Below are 14,668 nucleotides of genomic sequence, written 5' to 3'. Positions count from 1 at the left end.
AAATAAAGGAGGAGGGGGCGGCCGAAGGCCGACGCCGGGGGACATTCGCCGGAAAGGGCATCGGCGCCCAGCGCCCGACCCGCCGACCACCGCTGGTGGCGAAACAAGGAGGAGGGGGTGGCCGCAGGCCGACGCCGGAGGACATTCGCCCGAAGGGGCATGGGGGACCAGCGCCCGATCCACCAACAGCCGCGCCTGGGGAGGTTCACAGCGCGTTTCTGCCTGCCACGCCGCTGGCACAAGAACCGCTTCTGTCTATCGCGACAGCATCAAGCGCGTCATGACCAGCTGCCGATGCCGGGGCCGATGTGATGGCGACATCCGGCGGCCCGCAGCCGTTGCGGTAGCGGTACCGCGCCTGCCCGCGATGGTTTTGGAGCCACGCCGGAAGCGGGTTACACTGCCCGGCTCGCCACTCAGGCCATGATTTTTCCCATGCTGCAGAAACTTCGCGACAAGACCTCGGGCTGGATCGTTACGGTGATCCTGGGGCTGCTGATGATTCCGTTCCTGTTCGTGATCGACTCCAGCTACCTCGGTGGCGTGGGTGCGCAGAACGTGGCCAAGGTGGCAGCGCCGCCGACGTGGTGGCGCTCGGCGCCGGCATGGTGGCCGATGTCGTTCCTGTGGCAGCACCATGAGATCAGCTCGCAGGACTTCCGCGTGCGTTTCGAACAGGCGCGCCAGCAGGCCCGCCAGGAGCAGGGCGAAGACTTCGACCCGCGCCATTTCGAAAGCACCGAGAACAAGCTGGCCGTGCTCGACCAGATGATCGACGAGCAGGTCGTGCGCCTGGCCGGCGAACAGTCCGGCATCGTGATTGGCGACAACGCCGTACGCGAATACATCGCCGCGATCCCGGCGTTCGTGGGTCCCGATGGCAAGTTCAGCGACACCCAGTACCGCCTGGCGCTGGCCGGTGGCAATCCGCCGCGCACCCCGACCCAGTTCGAGGCGCTGGTGCGCGAGAGCATCCAGCAGTCGGTGATCCCGTCGGCGCTGCAGTTGTCCGGTTTCGCCACTGCCGCTGAAACCGAGCGCCTGCTCAAGCTGCTGGGCGAAACCCGCGACGTTGAACTGGCCGCGCTGCCGGAACTGCCGGCCGATACCGCCGAAGTCACCGACGCGCAGATCAAGCAGTGGTACGACGGCCATATCAAGGACTTCCGCCAGCCGGAAACCGTGTCGCTGGAATACGTGGAAATCAACGGTGCCACCCTGCCGGCCGCCACCGCGGCCGACGAGGCGACCCTGCGCAAGCGCTATGCCGATGAAAAGGCACGCTTTGCCACGCCGGAACAGCGCCTGGCCTCGCACATCCTGATCGCCGCCGATGGCAGTGATCCGGCCAAGCTGAAAGCCGCCGAAGAAAAGGCGAACCGCATCGCCGCCGACGCCAAGAAGCCGGGTGCCGACTTCGCCGCGCTGGCCAAGGCCAACTCTGAAGACCCCGGTTCCAAGGAACACGGTGGCGATCTGGGGTGGGTCGAGCGTGGCGCGATGGTCAAGCCGTTCGAAGACGCGTTGTTTGCGATGCAGGCCGGTGAGGTGACCGGTCCGGTCAAGACCGACTTCGGTTACCACGTGCTGCTGCTGCGCGAAAAGAAGGGGGGCGAGAGCCGTTCGTTCGAAGAAGTGCGCGACCAGCTGGCCGCCGAGCAGCTCAAGGCCGACAACGAGCGCGCCTTCACCGATCTGAGCGGTCGCCTGGTGGATCTGGTCTACAAGAACCCGACCTCGCTGGAAGGCCCGGCCAAGGAGATGGGCCTGCCGGTGCAGACGCTGGGGCCGTTCACCCGCACCACCGCCAGCGGCATCGCCGCCAATCCGGCCGTGCTGCGCGCCGCGTTCTCCGACATCCTCACCCAGGACGGCACGGTCAGCGACCCGATCGAGATCGCACCGAACCACAACGTGATGATCCGGGTGACCGACCACAGCCCGGAACAGGCGCTGCCGTTGGTCAAGGCGCGTGAGCAGGTGATTGCCGCGATCCGTACCGACCGTAGCCGCCAGGCCTCGGAGAAGGCCGCTGACGCGCTGCTGGCCAAGCTCAAGGCGGGGCAGACCCTGCAGGCGCTCGCGGTCAGCGAGAAGCTGCAGGTGAGCCCGCTGCCGGGCCTGCCGCGCACCCAGCCGGTCCCGACCCCGGAGATCAACCGTGCCGTGTTCGGCGCGCAGGCACCGACCGAAGGCAAGCCGAGCTACGGCAAGGTGGCCGTGCAGGGCCGTTACCTGGTGTACGCGGTCACCAAGGTGACCCCGGCCAACCTGGCCGAGGTCCTGCCGGAGCAGAAGAAGGCCTTCACCGATCAGCTGAACCAGATCGATGGCATGGCCGCAGCCAAGGCCTACATCGACGCGATGCGCAAGCATTACAAGGTGCAGACCGAAGAGGCGAACCTGTAACCGACCCGGTTGCAGCGGCAGCAGAAGGCCCGGCATTGCCGGGCCTTCTACGTTGTGGAGGGTAGGGCTGGGCGGGGCGCCAGGTTTCAGGCGAGTGAGGTCGGATGCCAGAGAACCAAGGCCAACCGCACAACGGCTGATGCGAGTGCCAGTGCCAATGCGCCTTCGGCCATGGTCCTGCCGACACCGCATCCCGTGCCCGGGTCGGCAGTCGGCCGGGGCGCGGCCCCGAGTCGCCGTCGCGTGGACCATCAGGCGCGCCAGCCACCTCGCGCGCCAGCGCGCTGCGCCGCATCCTCGACGATGTGCTCCGCTACGTTTCCGCAGGGTCTCGCTCAGGCGACCGCCGATCCGGCTGATCGGCGGGATCGCGCGCTGCCCCGAACCGGCGCTTCCGCCCTTGGCGCGGCCCCGCAACGAGACGCAGAACCCGGAAACGACGATGCCCGGCATCGCCGGGCATCGCAGGTACCGCTCTGGATCGCCGGGCGACCCCGTCAATCCTCCACGCGCAACACCGCGCCGGGCTTCAGCACGCTGCTGCCGTTGAGCCCATTGAGTGACAACAGGGCCTTCAGCGGCATGCCATAGCGACGGGCGATCGTCCACGGCGACTCGCCGTCGCGGACGGTATGGCGGCGGCTACGCGGGCGATCGGCGCTGCTGGCCACGGTCCGCGCCACGCGCGGTGCCGGTGCCTCGGCCTTGGCCGACGGCGCTGTCGTATCGACGGGGGTGGGGCTGTCGGCGGCGGCGACTGTCGCCATTACCGCTGCGCTGGCGTCCACCGGCGCGTGGCTGGCCGGGGCCAGCAAGGTGACCTGGCCGCTCGGACGGCCCTTGCCGCTGGCCAGGGCCGGGTTGAGTCGCGCGATCCGCGCCGGGTCCAGGGAGCGCTGTGCGGCCCACTGTTGGACGCTGGTGCCGGCCGGCAGGGTGTGCCCCTTGAGCACCGGCACGGTGCGGTCCAGCGAGGCCATCACGCCCGGCTTGGTTTCAGCTGTTTCCAGCACGCAGGCCAGCGCGTGCAGCTTCTCGACGTAGGCGTAGGTGATCGGCGACAGCCCCGGCAGCTCGGCTGGCCGCGCGTTCTGCGCGTTCATGCCGGCCTTGCGCAACGACTGCAGGACGCGGTACTCGCCGGCGTTGTAGGCCATCGTGGCCAGGCGCCAGTCGCCGCCGAACATGCCATGCAGGGTCTTGAGGTAACGCACCGCGGCCTGGGTGGAGTCCACCGCCGACAGGCGGCCGTCGTACCCGGCGGTCATCTGGACCCGGTGGTTCTTGGCGGTGGTGGCGATGAACTGCCACAGCCCGGCCGGGCCGCTGCCGTTGCGGGCATTGGGCCGGTAGCCGCTTTCCACGAACGGGATCAGCGCGAACTCGGTGGGCAGGTTCGAGCGACGCAGCTCTTCGACCACATAGCCGAACAGCACCAGGGCGTCATCGTCCTGGTTGGCCAGCCGCGACGGGGCGTGGGCGAACTGTTTCTGCCAACGCGGGCTGGTGGCCTCGGCGTTGCAGGTGGGTTCGGCCAAGCCTTCCCGGAAGCTGGCGAAGATCTCCTGCCCGTTGCGCACCGAAACCGGCGGCAGGGCGGCGGGGTCCAGTGGCAGCTGCGAGAGCCCGGCCACGTTCTGCGACATTCCCGCACTCAACGACTGGGCGCTCGCGCCACCGGCAAGGGCAAGTCCCAGGCCGAGCGCGAGCGGCAACAATCGCCGGCTCATGTACGGAATCCGTCTTTCCAGCCGCGCAGACCTACGACGACATCGACTTCATCGGTGACGGGGCGACCCAGGTGGGCACTGACGGCCTGCTGGATCGAGGGAAAACGGGTGCGCAGGAACGGATTGCATTCCAGCTCGCTGGCCAGTGTTACCGGCAGCGTGGGGCGGTCATCGCGGCGCATGGCCAGGGCCTCCTCATGGCGCTGCAGCAACGCAGCGTTGGTGGGGTCGACGTGCCGCGCGAAGACGGCATTTGACACGGTGTATTCGTGCCCGCAACACAACAGCAGGTGCGGGGGCAGGGACGCCAGCTTGTGCAGGGATGCCTGCAGCTGGGACGGCGTACCTTCGAACATGCGACCACAGCCCAGGCTGAACAGCGCGTCCCCACTGAAAAGATGTTCAGCGGTGTGAAACGCGACATGCGACCGGGTGTGACCGGGCACGGATACTACGTGGAACGTCTGGCCCAATGCCTGAACGTGTTCACCTTCGCCTACCCGATGCGTCGCCATCGGCATGCGCGGATCGTGTGGCGCGTATACCGCAAGCCCCGGATACCGGCCCTGCAGCTCGGTCACGCCGCCGATGTGGTCGTCGTGGTGGTGGGTGAGAAGAATCGCCTCAGGCGTCCATCCCTGCTGCGCTGCGGCAGCCAGAACCGGCGATGCCTGGCCCGGGTCGACCACGACCGCGCGGCCGTCGTCGGCGACCAGGGCCCAGATGTAGTTGTCCGCAAATGCGGGTAGGGCAGTGAGTCGCATAGAATTGGACCATGCCCGCCACGCCGAGCCCCCGTCAAGCGTCAGTCGCATCCTGGTTTGATACTGAACCGGCACAAGTGCTGTGCCAGCTGGAGTTGCAGCACCTGATGCCCCTGCTCGCCGAGCACCCGGTGACGCCCTGGCTGTGGGTGGCGCCGACCGCCGCGTGGGCGGCCCTGCCMAGCCTGCCCGGGCGTGGGCTGCGCCTGTACCGTGACGGCGCCGGATTTGCCGGCGATGCCCACTGCGGTCTGCCCCTGCCGCTGCCGAGCGAGAGCGTCAACGCGATCGTGCTCCAGCACGTCACCGCCCGCGACGCCGAACAGCTGATCGACGAATGTGCACGGGTGCTGATGCCCGGCGGCCGGCTCTGGCTGTCCACTCTCAACCCGTTCAGCCCGTATCGCCGCCAATGGCGCCACCACKGGCTGGTAGTGCGCAGCCCGCAGCGGCTCCGGCATACCCTGGAGCGGTGCGGGCTGGCCTGCCAGGACGTGACCTACCTGGGACCGATGTGGCACGACCGGGCACCCGGCCACCGCAGCCTCGCACTGCTGCGCGCGGCGTGCCTGTTCAGCGCCGAGAAACGCACCCTGGCCTTGCCGGGACCTACGCCACTGCCGGTCCGCCAATGGCACGGCACCGTGGCGACCTGATCTGGAATGCAATGAAGACCATAGAAATACACACCGACGGTTCCTGCCTCGGCAATCCCGGCCCCGGCGGCTGGGCGGCACTGCTGCGCTACAACGCGCACGAGCGTGAACTGAGCGGCGGCGAAGCGCACACCACCAACAACCGGATGGAGCTGATGGCCGCCATCTCCGGGTTGGAGGCGCTGAGCGAGCCGTGCAACATCGTGCTGTTCACCGATTCCCAGTACGTGCGCCAGGGCCTGACCGAGTGGATGCCGGGCTGGATCCGCAAGAACTGGAAGACCGCCGGTGGCGCTCCGGTCAAGAACCGCGAACTGTGGGAGCGCCTGCACGCGGCCACCCTCATGCACACCATCGACTGGCGTTGGGTGAAGGGCCATTCCGGTGACCCGGACAACGAGCGGGTGGACCAGCTGGCGCGCGATGCCGCGATCCGGATCCGCGCCGCCGGCCCGGTACACTGAGCCCATGCGTCAGATCATCCTCGATACCGAAACCACCGGTCTGGAATGGCGAAAGGGCAACCGCATCGTCGAAATCGGCTGTGTGGAACTGCTCGAACGTCGCCCCAGCGGCAACAACTACCACCAGTACATCAAGCCGGACTGCGAGTTCGAACAGGGCGCGCAGGAAGTCACCGGGCTGACCTTGGACTTCCTGGCCGACAAGCCCGACTTCGCGCAGATCGCCGATGAGTTCCTCGCCTTCATCGATGGCGCCGAACTGATCATCCACAACGCCGCGTTCGACATCGGCTTCCTGGACAACGAGCTGTCGCTGCTCGGCGACCACTACGGCAAGATCACCGACCGCTGCACGGTGATCGATACGCTGAAGATGGCGCGCGAGCGCTTCCCGGGCCAGCGTAATTCGCTGGACGCACTGTGCCGGCGGCTGGGCGTGGACAATGCGCATCGCCAGTTGCACGGCGGCCTGCTCGATGCCCAGATCCTGGGCGATGTGTACATCGCACTGACCTCGGGCCAGGAAGAAATCGGCTTCGGTTCGGCCGACGAAGCCAAGGGCGGCACCGCGCACGCGCAGGCGTTCGACACCTCGCGTCTGCTGCCGCGCCCCCGTGTGGTGGCAACCGCCTCCGAGCTGGAAGCGCACCAGGCGCGCCTGGCCAAGCTGCGCAAGAAGGCCGGCCATGCGATATGGGACGGCGAGCGCGAGATGGCCGAAGCGGGCTGACCGCGGCGCGACTCACCTGGCGGTACGGGTCGCTCCAGGCGTCGGTCTACGGGCCGCTACGGGCGTCGATCTTCACGGGTAGAGCCACGCCATGCGTGGCTGCCTTTCGTTCGGCGACCCTCAAGGGGTTACGCCGCCTGCTCGGCCACGCTCATCCAACCGGCGTATCGAACCGTCCACCGCCCCGCAACCCGTCAGCCCTCAGTGGCAACGCACCAGGATCACGGTGATGTTGTCCGAACCGCCGCCATCGAGCGCGGCGGCGACCAGGGTATCCACGCACTCCTGCGCGCTGGCGTCGTCAAAGGCCAGCGTGCTGGCGATGCCCTTGTCTTCCACTTCCTCGGTCAGCCCGTCGCTGCACAGCAGCAGCTGCATGCCCGGGCGCAGTTCGCCTGTGGTGGTGGCGACGTTGAGGTGGGCCGGGTCGGTCACGCCCAGCGCCTGGGTCACCACGTTGCGGTGCGGGTGCGCGCGCGCCTGTTCGGCAGTCAGGTTGCCTTGGGCGACCAGTTCCTGGACCACGCTGTGGTCCTGGCTGAGCTGGGCCAGCTGGCCATCGCGCCACAGGTAGGCGCGGCTGTCGCCGACCCAGGCCACTTCGTAGCGGTTGCCCTGAACGCGCGCGGCGACCACGGTGGTGCCCATCGGCAGGCTGTCATTGCGCCGCCGGGAGGTGCGGATGATTTCCTCGTCGGCGACCCGGATCGCATGCGCCAGCGACGCGCCCTGGCGGATCTCGCGCACGATGGTCTCGCGCGCCAGCGCGCTGGCCACTTCGCCGCAGGCGTGTCCGCCCATGCCGTCGGCCACCAGCCACAACGCCAGTTCGCCATCGCCGTAGTAGGTGTCCTCGTTGAGGTCACGGCGCAGGCCAGGGTGGGTCAGGTGTCCGAATTCGATCATGGGGTGGCTGCAGGCAAGGGGACGTTGCGGGGGAGAACGGCATGATCGCGGCCCGCCGGACATCCGGCAAGGTATCCATACAGAAGAAATTCACTTCCGTTGCAAACGAATGACTTGTCGCCGACGCGTCCTGCCCGTATCATTCGCCTCCCGGTTCGCCGGGACCATCTGGAGAGGTGGCAGAGCGGTTGAATGTACCTGACTCGAAATCAGGCAGGCGTTTATAGCGCCTCGGGGGTTCGAATCCCCCCCTCTCCGCCAGATCAAAAGAAAAGGGCTGCCCGGTGGGCAGCCCTTTTCTTTTGATCTGGCGCGGGATGCGACGGCGCGTTGCGCCGTCGCCCCAAACGCCGCTTCGCAGCGTTTGGGCCCGGTCCCTTTGCCTGCCTCTCCCCGCCCCTGTCGGGGCAGCCCCTCAACAGAGGGGCTTGTGCCACCAGTGGGGAGTGCGCCACCTGACGGCAGGATGAGAAACGCGGGAACAGTGCGTCAGGCAGCCCACCTGTGTTCTACGCCGGGTCCGCTAAACTGCCCGTCTCATGTAACGGATCTCCCCCATGACCGCTGAAATTCTGGTTCCTGTTTCCTTTGGCGAGCTGCTGGACAAGATCTCGATCCTGCAGATCAAGTCCGAGCGCATCGACGATGCCGCCAAACTGGCCAACATCCATGCCGAGCTGAGCGCGCTGGACAAGACCTGGATGGCGCACCCGGCGGCGGTGAAGGACATCGCGCGTCTGCGTGCCGACCTGAAGGCGGTCAACGAGCGGCTGTGGGACATCGAGGACAACATCCGCCTGCAGGACAAGGCGCAGGCCTTCGACGAGAACTTCGTCGCGCTGGCCCGCAGCGTGTACCTGCAGAACGACGAGCGTGCCCGGATCAAGAAGGCGATCAACCTGGCGCTGGGCTCGGGCTACGTCGAAGAGAAGTCGTACAAGGATTACGCACCCAGGGGCGCGTAACTCCGTCGGCCTGCGATGCGCAGGTGGTAATGCCGGCCGCCGGCCGGCAACCCCGCAATGTCCGGCCCCGCTTGACCGCGCAGCGTCAATTGCGCCGATCAGGCCGGGCGATGATCGGCGACATACCGCTCGAACGCGGCGATGCCGTCTTCAACGGTGATCAGCTGCATCACATCGTCGAACTCGACCTTGGTGCCCCATTTCAGTTCGCTGGCCGGCTTGCCGAGGAACCTGCGCGCGGCATCGTCATAGCGGTCCACGCAGTAACGGCGGTCCGAATACGGGCCACTGCGCGCCGGATTGCTGGCCGCATGCAGGCCCAGCACCTTGGTGCCCATGGCGTTGGCGATGTGCATCGGGCCCGAGTCGGGCGTCATCACCAGCGCGGCGCGGGCCAGCAGGGCTGGCAGCTGCTTGAGTGTGTCCTTGCCGACCAGGTCCAGCGCGGGAGTGTGCAGCTGGGCCAGGATGGCGTCGGTCATCTCGCGCTCCAGCGCGCTGCGCCCACCGCACAGCACCACCTGCCAGCCGCGCGCGCTGGCATGGTTGGCCACGGCGGCGTAGCGGTCGGCATACCAGTTGCGGCGCACATGGCTGGAGCAGGGCGAGATCATCAGCACCGGGCGGCCATCGTCCTCCCATTGCGCCTGCGCCCAGTCGACTGCCGCCGGCGGCACGGCCAGGTCCCAGCTGACTTCGGTCTGGGCAATGCCGAGCGGCTCGCCGAAACTGCCGATCGCATCGAGCACATGGATGCCGGGGCGGTCGGGGATGCGTTCGTTGATGAAAAGTCCGTGAAGGTCCTTCGAGCGCGCCTTGTCGTAGCCGATCCTGCGCCTGGCGGGTACGAAGGCGGAGAGCACGTTGGCGCGGAAGGCCACCTGCATCTGCAGCAGCGCCTCGAAACGCCCCGGCGGGAACGTCGCGCGCAGCGCGCGCATCCCGGCCAGCCCGGTCTTCTTGTCGTAGGGGTGGAACACCACGCCGGGCAGGCCGTCGAGCAGTTTGTGACCGGCCTTGTCGATGATCCAGTGCAGTGGCGTGCCTGGCCTGGCCTTCTGCAGGGTCCGCACCAGCGGCACCACGTGGGTGACGTCGCCCAGTGCGGACAAACGCAAAAGACACAAGGAAGAGGACGCTGATGCCATGGTGTTGTTAGACTCGAAGTAATGGTCGCATTCGACGCCACTGAAGCGCTGACGCCTTGCCGTGATGGACGCGGCATGGGTTCCATTCTGTTCGACCGGGAACGGCTGCGGCAAGCCGAGATCGGTCTGTTCTCGCCAGCCCACTGGGCCGAGCGGGCGCGGCCGGTCGGGGACGGCGGCCGGGGCGGTGCGTGGTTCGTCGATGCGCCCTTCGGCCAATGCGTGCTGCGGCTGTACCTGCGCGGCGGCATGGCGGCCAAGCTGAGCCGCGATCAGTACCTGTGGCGCGGCGCCAACCGCACCCGCAGCTTCGCCGAATTCCGCCTGATGCGCGCACTGCGCGCGTTGAAACTGCCGGTGCCGCAGCCGATCGCCGCGTTCTACATGCGCGATGGCATGCGCTACCGGGCCGCGATCCTGATGGAGCGGCTGGAAGGGGTGCGCTCACTTGCCGACCGCGCGCTGGTGGCCGGACGGGGCGCACCGTGGGAGGAAACCGGCCGGCTGATCGCGCGGTTCCATCGCGCCGGCCTGGACCATGCCGACCTCAACGCGCACAACATCCTGTTCGATGCCAACGGCCATGGCTGGCTGATCGATTTCGACCGTTGCGTGCAGCGTATTCCCGCCACCCGTTGGCGCGAAAAGAACCTCAAGCGCCTGCTGCGTTCGCTGATCAAGCTGCGCGGCGAGCGCAGCCAGGACGATGTGGAAAAAGATTACGCACGGCTGCGCCGTGCCTACGACCTGGCCTGGAACCGGGGGTACTGATGTCCTGGGCGCTGCGTTTCATGGGGGTCGGCAATGCGTCGGCCGTCGAGCTCGGCTCGCCGATGGCGGTGATCGAACGCGAGGGCCGGCCGTGGCTGACCATCGACTGCGGTGGCGAGGGTCTGACCGCGTTCCAGGCGCAGTACGGGCATGTCCCGCAGGCGCTGTTCGTCACCCACGTGCACCTGGACCATGTGGCCGGTTTCGAGCGGTTGTTCGTCGATGCCTTTTTCTCGCCGCAACGGCGCGGTCGCATCCGCCTGTATGTGCCGGCCACGGTAGTGCCGCTGCTGCATAAACGGGTGGCCGATTATCCGAACGTGCTGGCCGAGGGCGGCGCCAATTTCTGGGACGCCTTCCAGTTGATCGTGGTCGGCGATGCGTTCTGGCACGACGGTGTGCGGCTGGAGGTGTTCCCGGTGCGTCACCATTGGCCGGAAACCGCCTACGGCCTGCGCCTGAAGGGCGCGATCACCTGGAGCGGCGATACCCGCCCGATTCCGGAGATGCTGGCCCGCTATGCCGACGACAACGAACTGATCGCCCACGACTGTGGCCTGCATGGCAATCCCTCGCATACCGGGGTGGATGATCTGGAGCGCGAGTACAGCCGTGAGTTGCAGTCGCGAATGATGCTGTACCACTACGCCAGCCATGCCGACGGACAGGCGTTGCGCCAGCGCGGGCATCGCGTCGCGCTGCCGGGCGAATGCGTGGCGCTGGCTACGCCGACGGCGATGCACGTGCTGGCCCAGGATCCGCCTTGAGCATGCCGCGCGCGTCCAACGCCGCCGCACTTGCCGCCCATCTCGAAGCGCTCGAGCGCGCCCTGCATGACCCGGTCGTCCGCAGCGATGTGGCGCGCCTGGCGGCGCTGCTTGATGCGGACTTCAGTGAAATCGGCAGCTCAGGCACTTGTTACGGGCGCGCCGCGGCGCTGGTCGACATCCCGGCCGAACGGACCGCAGTGGAGATCGAGTCTGACGACTACGCCGTGAGCCTGCTCGCCCCGACCGTGGCGCAGGTGCGGTATCGCAGCTGGTATGTGATCGACGGCGTGCGCCAGCGCGAGGTGCTGCGTAGTTCGCTTTGGCGTCTGCGCGAGGATGCCTGGCGTGTGGTATTCCACCAGGGCACGCCAACGGCGCCTTGAGCGGCAGCGTCGCGACAGGAAAACCGGGGCCGGAAAAGGTGGCGGCCCCGCCGGCTTGCCTCGGCGCCCGCGTCGATCGATACCGTTGCTGCCTTCCGGCCCTGGCGGGATTTTCGACCTAGCGTCGCGAGGGGCCGACGGGGCCACCATAGAGACGTTCCGCACGCGGGGCGATCAGGGATCGGTGCTCGGCGTGGGAAGCTGTACTGCAGGAGCGTGCCCCCGTAGTGCAGTCGCGCATTCTAGCGCATGCGCGGCACGCAGTGCCAGATACTCGCCTGAATCGCCTGTAGCCAACAGCACGGCCCGGCGTCCATTGGCGTGGCGTGGCGCTAAAATGGCCGGTACAGGAGGAACGACCTCCCCCGCATCGGGAACAACGTCCAGGACGACCTGGCCCCCATCAAGGAGGGCCGTATGGCCTGGATCTATCTGTTGGCAGCCGGTGTACTGGAAATCGTCTGGGCGTTCGCGATGAAGCAGTCCGACGGCTTCAGCAAGCTCACCCCGTCGATCATCACCCTGGTCACCATGATTGCCAGCTTCTGGCTGTTGTCACTGGCGATGCGCACGTTGCCGCTGGGCACGGCATACACGATCTGGACCGGCATCGGCGCGGTCGGCGCGTTCGTCATCGGCATCACCTTCCTCGGCGAAACCGTCAGCGCAATGCGGATTGCCGCGGCGGTGCTGATCGTGAGCGGATTGGTGCTGATGAAGCTGTCGAGCAGTTGACCCCGGGTAGAGCCACACCATGCGTGGCTGACGCGTGTGTGGTGGCGCCGCTCAGCGCGGCCTAACGGGCGTTCCATGTGCACCGCATCCAGGCCGGGACCGTGGCCATCGGGCACGATCGCGGTCACGATGAAGCCCTGTGCAGCGTAGAAACCCCGGGTGTGCTGGCTGGTGCTCAGGGTCAGGCGACGCACGCCGAGGGCACGTGCCTGCGCTACGCGCGCCAGCGCCAGGATGTTGCCCAGGCCCTGGCGGTGCAGGCTGCTGTCGACCATGCCCCAGCAGAATGCAGCCGTGTCCTCATCGGTCCGCATCAGCCCGCCGCAGGCAGCAATCCGGCCGGCACGCTCCACCACGAGGTAATCCTGCGCGCGCTCGCGTTGCAGCAGGTAGTTGGAGAAGTCCCTGCGTTCGTGGGCGCCGAAGTAGTACGGCACGTTGCTGTCGAATATCTCCAGACAGGCGCTTGCATCGGGAGTGGCGAAGAGGCGAAGGGTGGACACGGAATCATCAGCGGGCGAGTAGGGGAGGCTACTGTGCCATGGGCGGTGATCCCCGCCGGGCGATACCCAGCCGCGCGCGCTGTGCGTCCGTAAAGAGCATCGGGGTAGGGCGCACTCAGGCCGTACGATCGAGGCTCCCCATTGGCTGGGATGAAGGACGGTCGCAGGGGCGGACCGTGGCGACAAGGCCGGCCGGAAAACGAAGAAGCCGCCCCGAAGGACGGCTTCTTCCTGAACCTGGCGGAGAGAGGGGGATTCGAACCCCCGAAGCGCGGTTTAGACGCTTACACACTTTCCAGGCGTGCTCCTTCAACCGCTCGGACACCTCTCCGGACCTGCTGCGATAACCCGCTGCAGGGGCGCAGATTCTAGCGGGGGAATTGCAATCGCACAAGCGGCACGAGACGGAGGGCAGGGGGGCTGGACAGGCGTGGCACAATGGACGTCCCGATGAAGACGGTGGCCTGATGTCCTATCTCGTCCTTGCCCGCAAGTGGCGTCCGAAGCGTTTTGCCGAGCTGGTGGGCCAGGAACACGTGGTCCGTGCGCTCAGCAATGCGCTGGACAGCGGCCGGGTGCACCATGCGTTCCTGTTTACCGGTACCCGCGGGGTCGGTAAGACCACCATCGCGCGTATTTTCGCCAAGTCGCTGAACTGCGAGCAGGGCACCAGCGCCGACCCGTGCGGCCAGTGCCCGGCCTGCTTGGACATCGATTCGGGTCGTTACATCGACCTGCTCGAGATCGATGCCGCGTCCAATACCGGCGTGGACGACGTCCGCGAAGTGATCGAGAACGCCCAGTACATGCCCTCGCGCGGCAAGTACAAGGTCTACCTGATCGACGAAGTGCACATGCTGTCCAAGGCGGCCTTCAATGCGCTGCTGAAGACGCTGGAAGAGCCGCCGGAGCATGTGAAGTTCCTGCTGGCCACCACCGACCCGCAGAAGCTGCCGGTGACGGTGCTGTCGCGCTGCCTGCAGTTCAACCTGAAGCGGTTGGACGAGGACCAGATCCAGGGCCAGATGACCCGGATCCTGGCCGCCGAGGAGATCGAATCCGACCCGACGGCGATCGTGCAGCTGGCCAAGGCCGCCGACGGCAGCCTGCGTGATGGCCTGTCGCTGCTCGACCAGGCCATCGCCTATGCCGGCGGGGCGCTGCGCGAGGACGTGGTGCGCACCATGCTGGGCACGGTCGACCGCACCCAGGTGGCCGCCATGCTGGAGGCCCTGGCCGACGGTGACGGCGTACGCCTGTTGCAGGTGGTGGCCGCGCTGGCCGAGTTCTCGCCGGACTGGAGTGGCGTGCTCGAAGCGCTCGCCGAGGCCCTGCACCGCATCCAGGTGCAGCAGCTGGTGCCGGGTGCCCAGGCCGACGGCGAAGGCATCGATGCCGCCGCTTTCGCCCAGCGCCTGCGCCCGGAAGTGGTGCAGCTCTGGTACCAGATGGCACTGGGCGGCCGTCGCGACCTGTATCTGGCGCCGAGCCCGCGCGCCGGCTTTGAAATGGCCGTGCTGCGCATGCTGGCGTTCCGTCCGGCCGCGGCGGTGCCGCCGGTACCGCGTGATCCGGGGACCGGCACCGAGGTGAACAGTGGCTCCGGCAGCGCGGCCCAGGGCAGTGGAATGGCGGCTGCACCCGCGGCCGTAACCGCCACCGTCGTCGCCGCCGCCGCGCCCGCGGCCGTTGTGGCACCGGCGGCGCCGGTGGTGGCCGYGCCGCCCGTCGCCC

14 protein-coding genes, 2 tRNA genes, 1 other RNA gene and 1 pseudogene are annotated in these 14,668 nt (G+C 67.5%); 11 read left to right on the top strand and 7 right to left on the bottom strand.

Annotated features, from left to right (window positions below; genetic code table 11):
- Positions 1-435: 435 nt before the first annotated feature.
- Positions 436-2,409, top strand: a complete 1,974-nt coding sequence (locus AC1DR7_RS18565) for a peptidyl-prolyl cis-trans isomerase (RefSeq protein WP_478052262.1) — start codon at positions 436-438, stop codon at positions 2,407-2,409.
- 497 nt (positions 2,410-2,906) lie between these two features.
- Here the strand turns inward: AC1DR7_RS18565 and AC1DR7_RS18560 are convergent, their stop codons facing one another.
- Positions 2,907-4,139, bottom strand: a complete 1,233-nt coding sequence (locus AC1DR7_RS18560; protein ID WP_457318085.1) for a lytic transglycosylase domain-containing protein — start codon at positions 4,137-4,139, stop codon at positions 2,907-2,909.
- Positions 4,136-4,903: a hydroxyacylglutathione hydrolase gene (gene gloB / locus AC1DR7_RS18555; protein ID WP_457318084.1), complete on the bottom strand. Its 768-nt coding sequence runs from the start codon at positions 4,901-4,903 to the stop codon at positions 4,136-4,138. The genes AC1DR7_RS18560 and gloB overlap by 4 nt, the downstream gene beginning before the upstream one ends.
- Before the next feature lie 11 nt (positions 4,904-4,914).
- Here gloB and AC1DR7_RS18550 point away from each other — a divergent pair, with 11 nt between their 5' ends.
- The 3 genes from AC1DR7_RS18550 to dnaQ are packed head-to-tail and all read left to right on the top strand — an operon-like array spanning position 4,915 to position 6,753.
- The gene (locus AC1DR7_RS18550; RefSeq protein ID WP_478076612.1) at positions 4,915-5,559 is read left to right on the top strand and encodes a methyltransferase domain-containing protein; all 645 of its coding nucleotides are present in this window, start codon (positions 4,915-4,917) and stop codon (positions 5,557-5,559) included.
- 11 nt (positions 5,560-5,570) lie between these two features.
- Positions 5,571-6,023, top strand: coding sequence for a ribonuclease HI (gene rnhA / locus AC1DR7_RS18545; RefSeq protein ID WP_256775648.1), 453 nt, complete (start codon positions 5,571-5,573; stop codon positions 6,021-6,023).
- Positions 6,024-6,027: 4 nt separating this feature from the next.
- Entirely contained in the window at positions 6,028-6,753 is a 726-nt protein-coding gene (gene dnaQ, locus AC1DR7_RS18540) for a DNA polymerase III subunit epsilon (protein ID WP_457318082.1), read from the top strand.
- A 201-nt stretch (positions 6,754-6,954) separates the two neighbouring features.
- Here the strand turns inward: dnaQ and AC1DR7_RS18535 are convergent, their stop codons facing one another.
- A complete protein-coding gene (locus tag AC1DR7_RS18535) occupies positions 6,955-7,659 on the bottom strand; it encodes a PP2C family protein-serine/threonine phosphatase (RefSeq protein ID WP_256775650.1) in 705 nt (234 codons plus the stop codon).
- Between the two features lie 170 nt (positions 7,660-7,829).
- On the opposite strand from AC1DR7_RS18535, the gene AC1DR7_RS18530 reads away from it, so the two are divergent.
- A tRNA-Ser gene (locus tag AC1DR7_RS18530) sits at positions 7,830-7,920 on the top strand.
- A 296-nt stretch (positions 7,921-8,216) separates the two neighbouring features.
- Positions 8,217-8,624 carry a DUF6165 family protein gene (locus tag AC1DR7_RS18525; RefSeq protein WP_256775651.1) on the top strand — a complete coding sequence of 136 codons (408 nt, stop codon included), beginning with the start codon at positions 8,217-8,219 and terminating at the stop codon, positions 8,622-8,624.
- Positions 8,625-8,722: 98 nt separating this feature from the next.
- Here the strand turns inward: AC1DR7_RS18525 and AC1DR7_RS18520 are convergent, their stop codons facing one another.
- A complete protein-coding gene (locus AC1DR7_RS18520) occupies positions 8,723-9,772 on the bottom strand; it encodes a glycosyltransferase family 9 protein (RefSeq protein ID WP_457318081.1) in 1,050 nt (349 codons plus the stop codon).
- 21 nt (positions 9,773-9,793) lie between these two features.
- Here AC1DR7_RS18520 and AC1DR7_RS18515 point away from each other — a divergent pair, with 21 nt between their 5' ends.
- Genes AC1DR7_RS18515 through AC1DR7_RS18505 form a run of 3 tightly spaced genes read left to right on the top strand, consistent with a single transcriptional unit; the run spans position 9,794 to position 11,696 of the window.
- Entirely contained in the window at positions 9,794-10,543 is a 750-nt protein-coding gene (locus AC1DR7_RS18515; protein WP_457318080.1) for a 3-deoxy-D-manno-octulosonic acid kinase, read from the top strand.
- Positions 10,543-11,310: an MBL fold metallo-hydrolase gene (locus AC1DR7_RS18510; RefSeq protein WP_256775654.1), complete on the top strand. Its 768-nt coding sequence runs from the start codon at positions 10,543-10,545 to the stop codon at positions 11,308-11,310. Before AC1DR7_RS18515 ends, AC1DR7_RS18510 begins: the two co-directional genes overlap by 1 nt.
- A 2-nt stretch (positions 11,311-11,312) precedes the next feature.
- On the top strand, positions 11,313-11,696 hold the full coding sequence (locus tag AC1DR7_RS18505) for a nuclear transport factor 2 family protein (RefSeq protein ID WP_457318079.1): 384 nt from the start codon (positions 11,313-11,315) through the stop codon (positions 11,694-11,696).
- Positions 11,697-11,740: 44 nt separating this feature from the next.
- On the opposite strand, the gene ffs is transcribed toward AC1DR7_RS18505, so the two are convergent.
- Positions 11,741-11,837, bottom strand: an RNA gene (ffs, locus tag AC1DR7_RS18500) — signal recognition particle sRNA small type.
- Positions 11,838-12,113: 276 nt separating this feature from the next.
- On the opposite strand from ffs, the gene AC1DR7_RS18495 reads away from it, so the two are divergent.
- Entirely contained in the window at positions 12,114-12,431 is a 318-nt protein-coding gene (locus AC1DR7_RS18495) for a DMT family transporter (RefSeq protein ID WP_256775656.1), read from the top strand.
- A gap of 83 nt (positions 12,432-12,514) precedes the next feature.
- Here the strand turns inward: AC1DR7_RS18495 and AC1DR7_RS18490 are convergent.
- Together AC1DR7_RS18490 and AC1DR7_RS18485 are read right to left on the bottom strand one after the other, a co-directional pair.
- Positions 12,515-12,934, bottom strand: a pseudogene (locus AC1DR7_RS18490) (GNAT family N-acetyltransferase); the annotation flags it as partial.
- Positions 12,935-13,172: 238 nt separating this feature from the next.
- Positions 13,173-13,265: transfer RNA gene (locus AC1DR7_RS18485), tRNA-Ser, on the bottom strand.
- 136 nt (positions 13,266-13,401) lie between these two features.
- Between AC1DR7_RS18485 and dnaX the strand changes: the two genes are divergently transcribed.
- Positions 13,402-14,668: DNA polymerase III subunit gamma/tau (dnaX, locus tag AC1DR7_RS18480; RefSeq protein ID WP_478076611.1), on the top strand; the 1,267-nt coding region annotated here is incomplete at its 3' end.

This window comes from Stenotrophomonas sp. P5_A9 (assembly GCF_056400525.1).
This window is presented reverse-complemented; position numbering and strand designations above follow the sequence as displayed.

Coding starts and splice junctions, on each gene's coding strand:
- AC1DR7_RS18565 (WP_478052262.1), top strand. CDS start 436: ATGCTGCAGAAACTTCGCGACAAGACCTCGGGCTGGATCGTTACGGTG.
- AC1DR7_RS18560 (WP_457318085.1), bottom strand. CDS start 4,139: ATGAGCCGGCGATTGTTGCCGCTCGCGCTCGGCCTGGGACTTGCCCTT.
- gloB (WP_457318084.1), bottom strand. CDS start 4,903: ATGCGACTCACTGCCCTACCCGCATTTGCGGACAACTACATCTGGGCC.
- rnhA (WP_256775648.1), top strand. CDS start 5,571: ATGAAGACCATAGAAATACACACCGACGGTTCCTGCCTCGGCAATCCC.
- dnaQ (WP_457318082.1), top strand. CDS start 6,028: ATGCGTCAGATCATCCTCGATACCGAAACCACCGGTCTGGAATGGCGA.
- AC1DR7_RS18535 (WP_256775650.1), bottom strand. CDS start 7,659: ATGATCGAATTCGGACACCTGACCCACCCTGGCCTGCGCCGTGACCTC.
- AC1DR7_RS18525 (WP_256775651.1), top strand. CDS start 8,217: ATGACCGCTGAAATTCTGGTTCCTGTTTCCTTTGGCGAGCTGCTGGAC.
- AC1DR7_RS18520 (WP_457318081.1), bottom strand. CDS start 9,772: ATGGCATCAGCGTCCTCTTCCTTGTGTCTTTTGCGTTTGTCCGCACTG.
- AC1DR7_RS18515 (WP_457318080.1), top strand. CDS start 9,794: ATGGTCGCATTCGACGCCACTGAAGCGCTGACGCCTTGCCGTGATGGA.
- AC1DR7_RS18510 (WP_256775654.1), top strand. CDS start 10,543: ATGTCCTGGGCGCTGCGTTTCATGGGGGTCGGCAATGCGTCGGCCGTC.
- AC1DR7_RS18505 (WP_457318079.1), top strand. CDS start 11,313: ATGCCGCGCGCGTCCAACGCCGCCGCACTTGCCGCCCATCTCGAAGCG.
- AC1DR7_RS18495 (WP_256775656.1), top strand. CDS start 12,114: ATGGCCTGGATCTATCTGTTGGCAGCCGGTGTACTGGAAATCGTCTGG.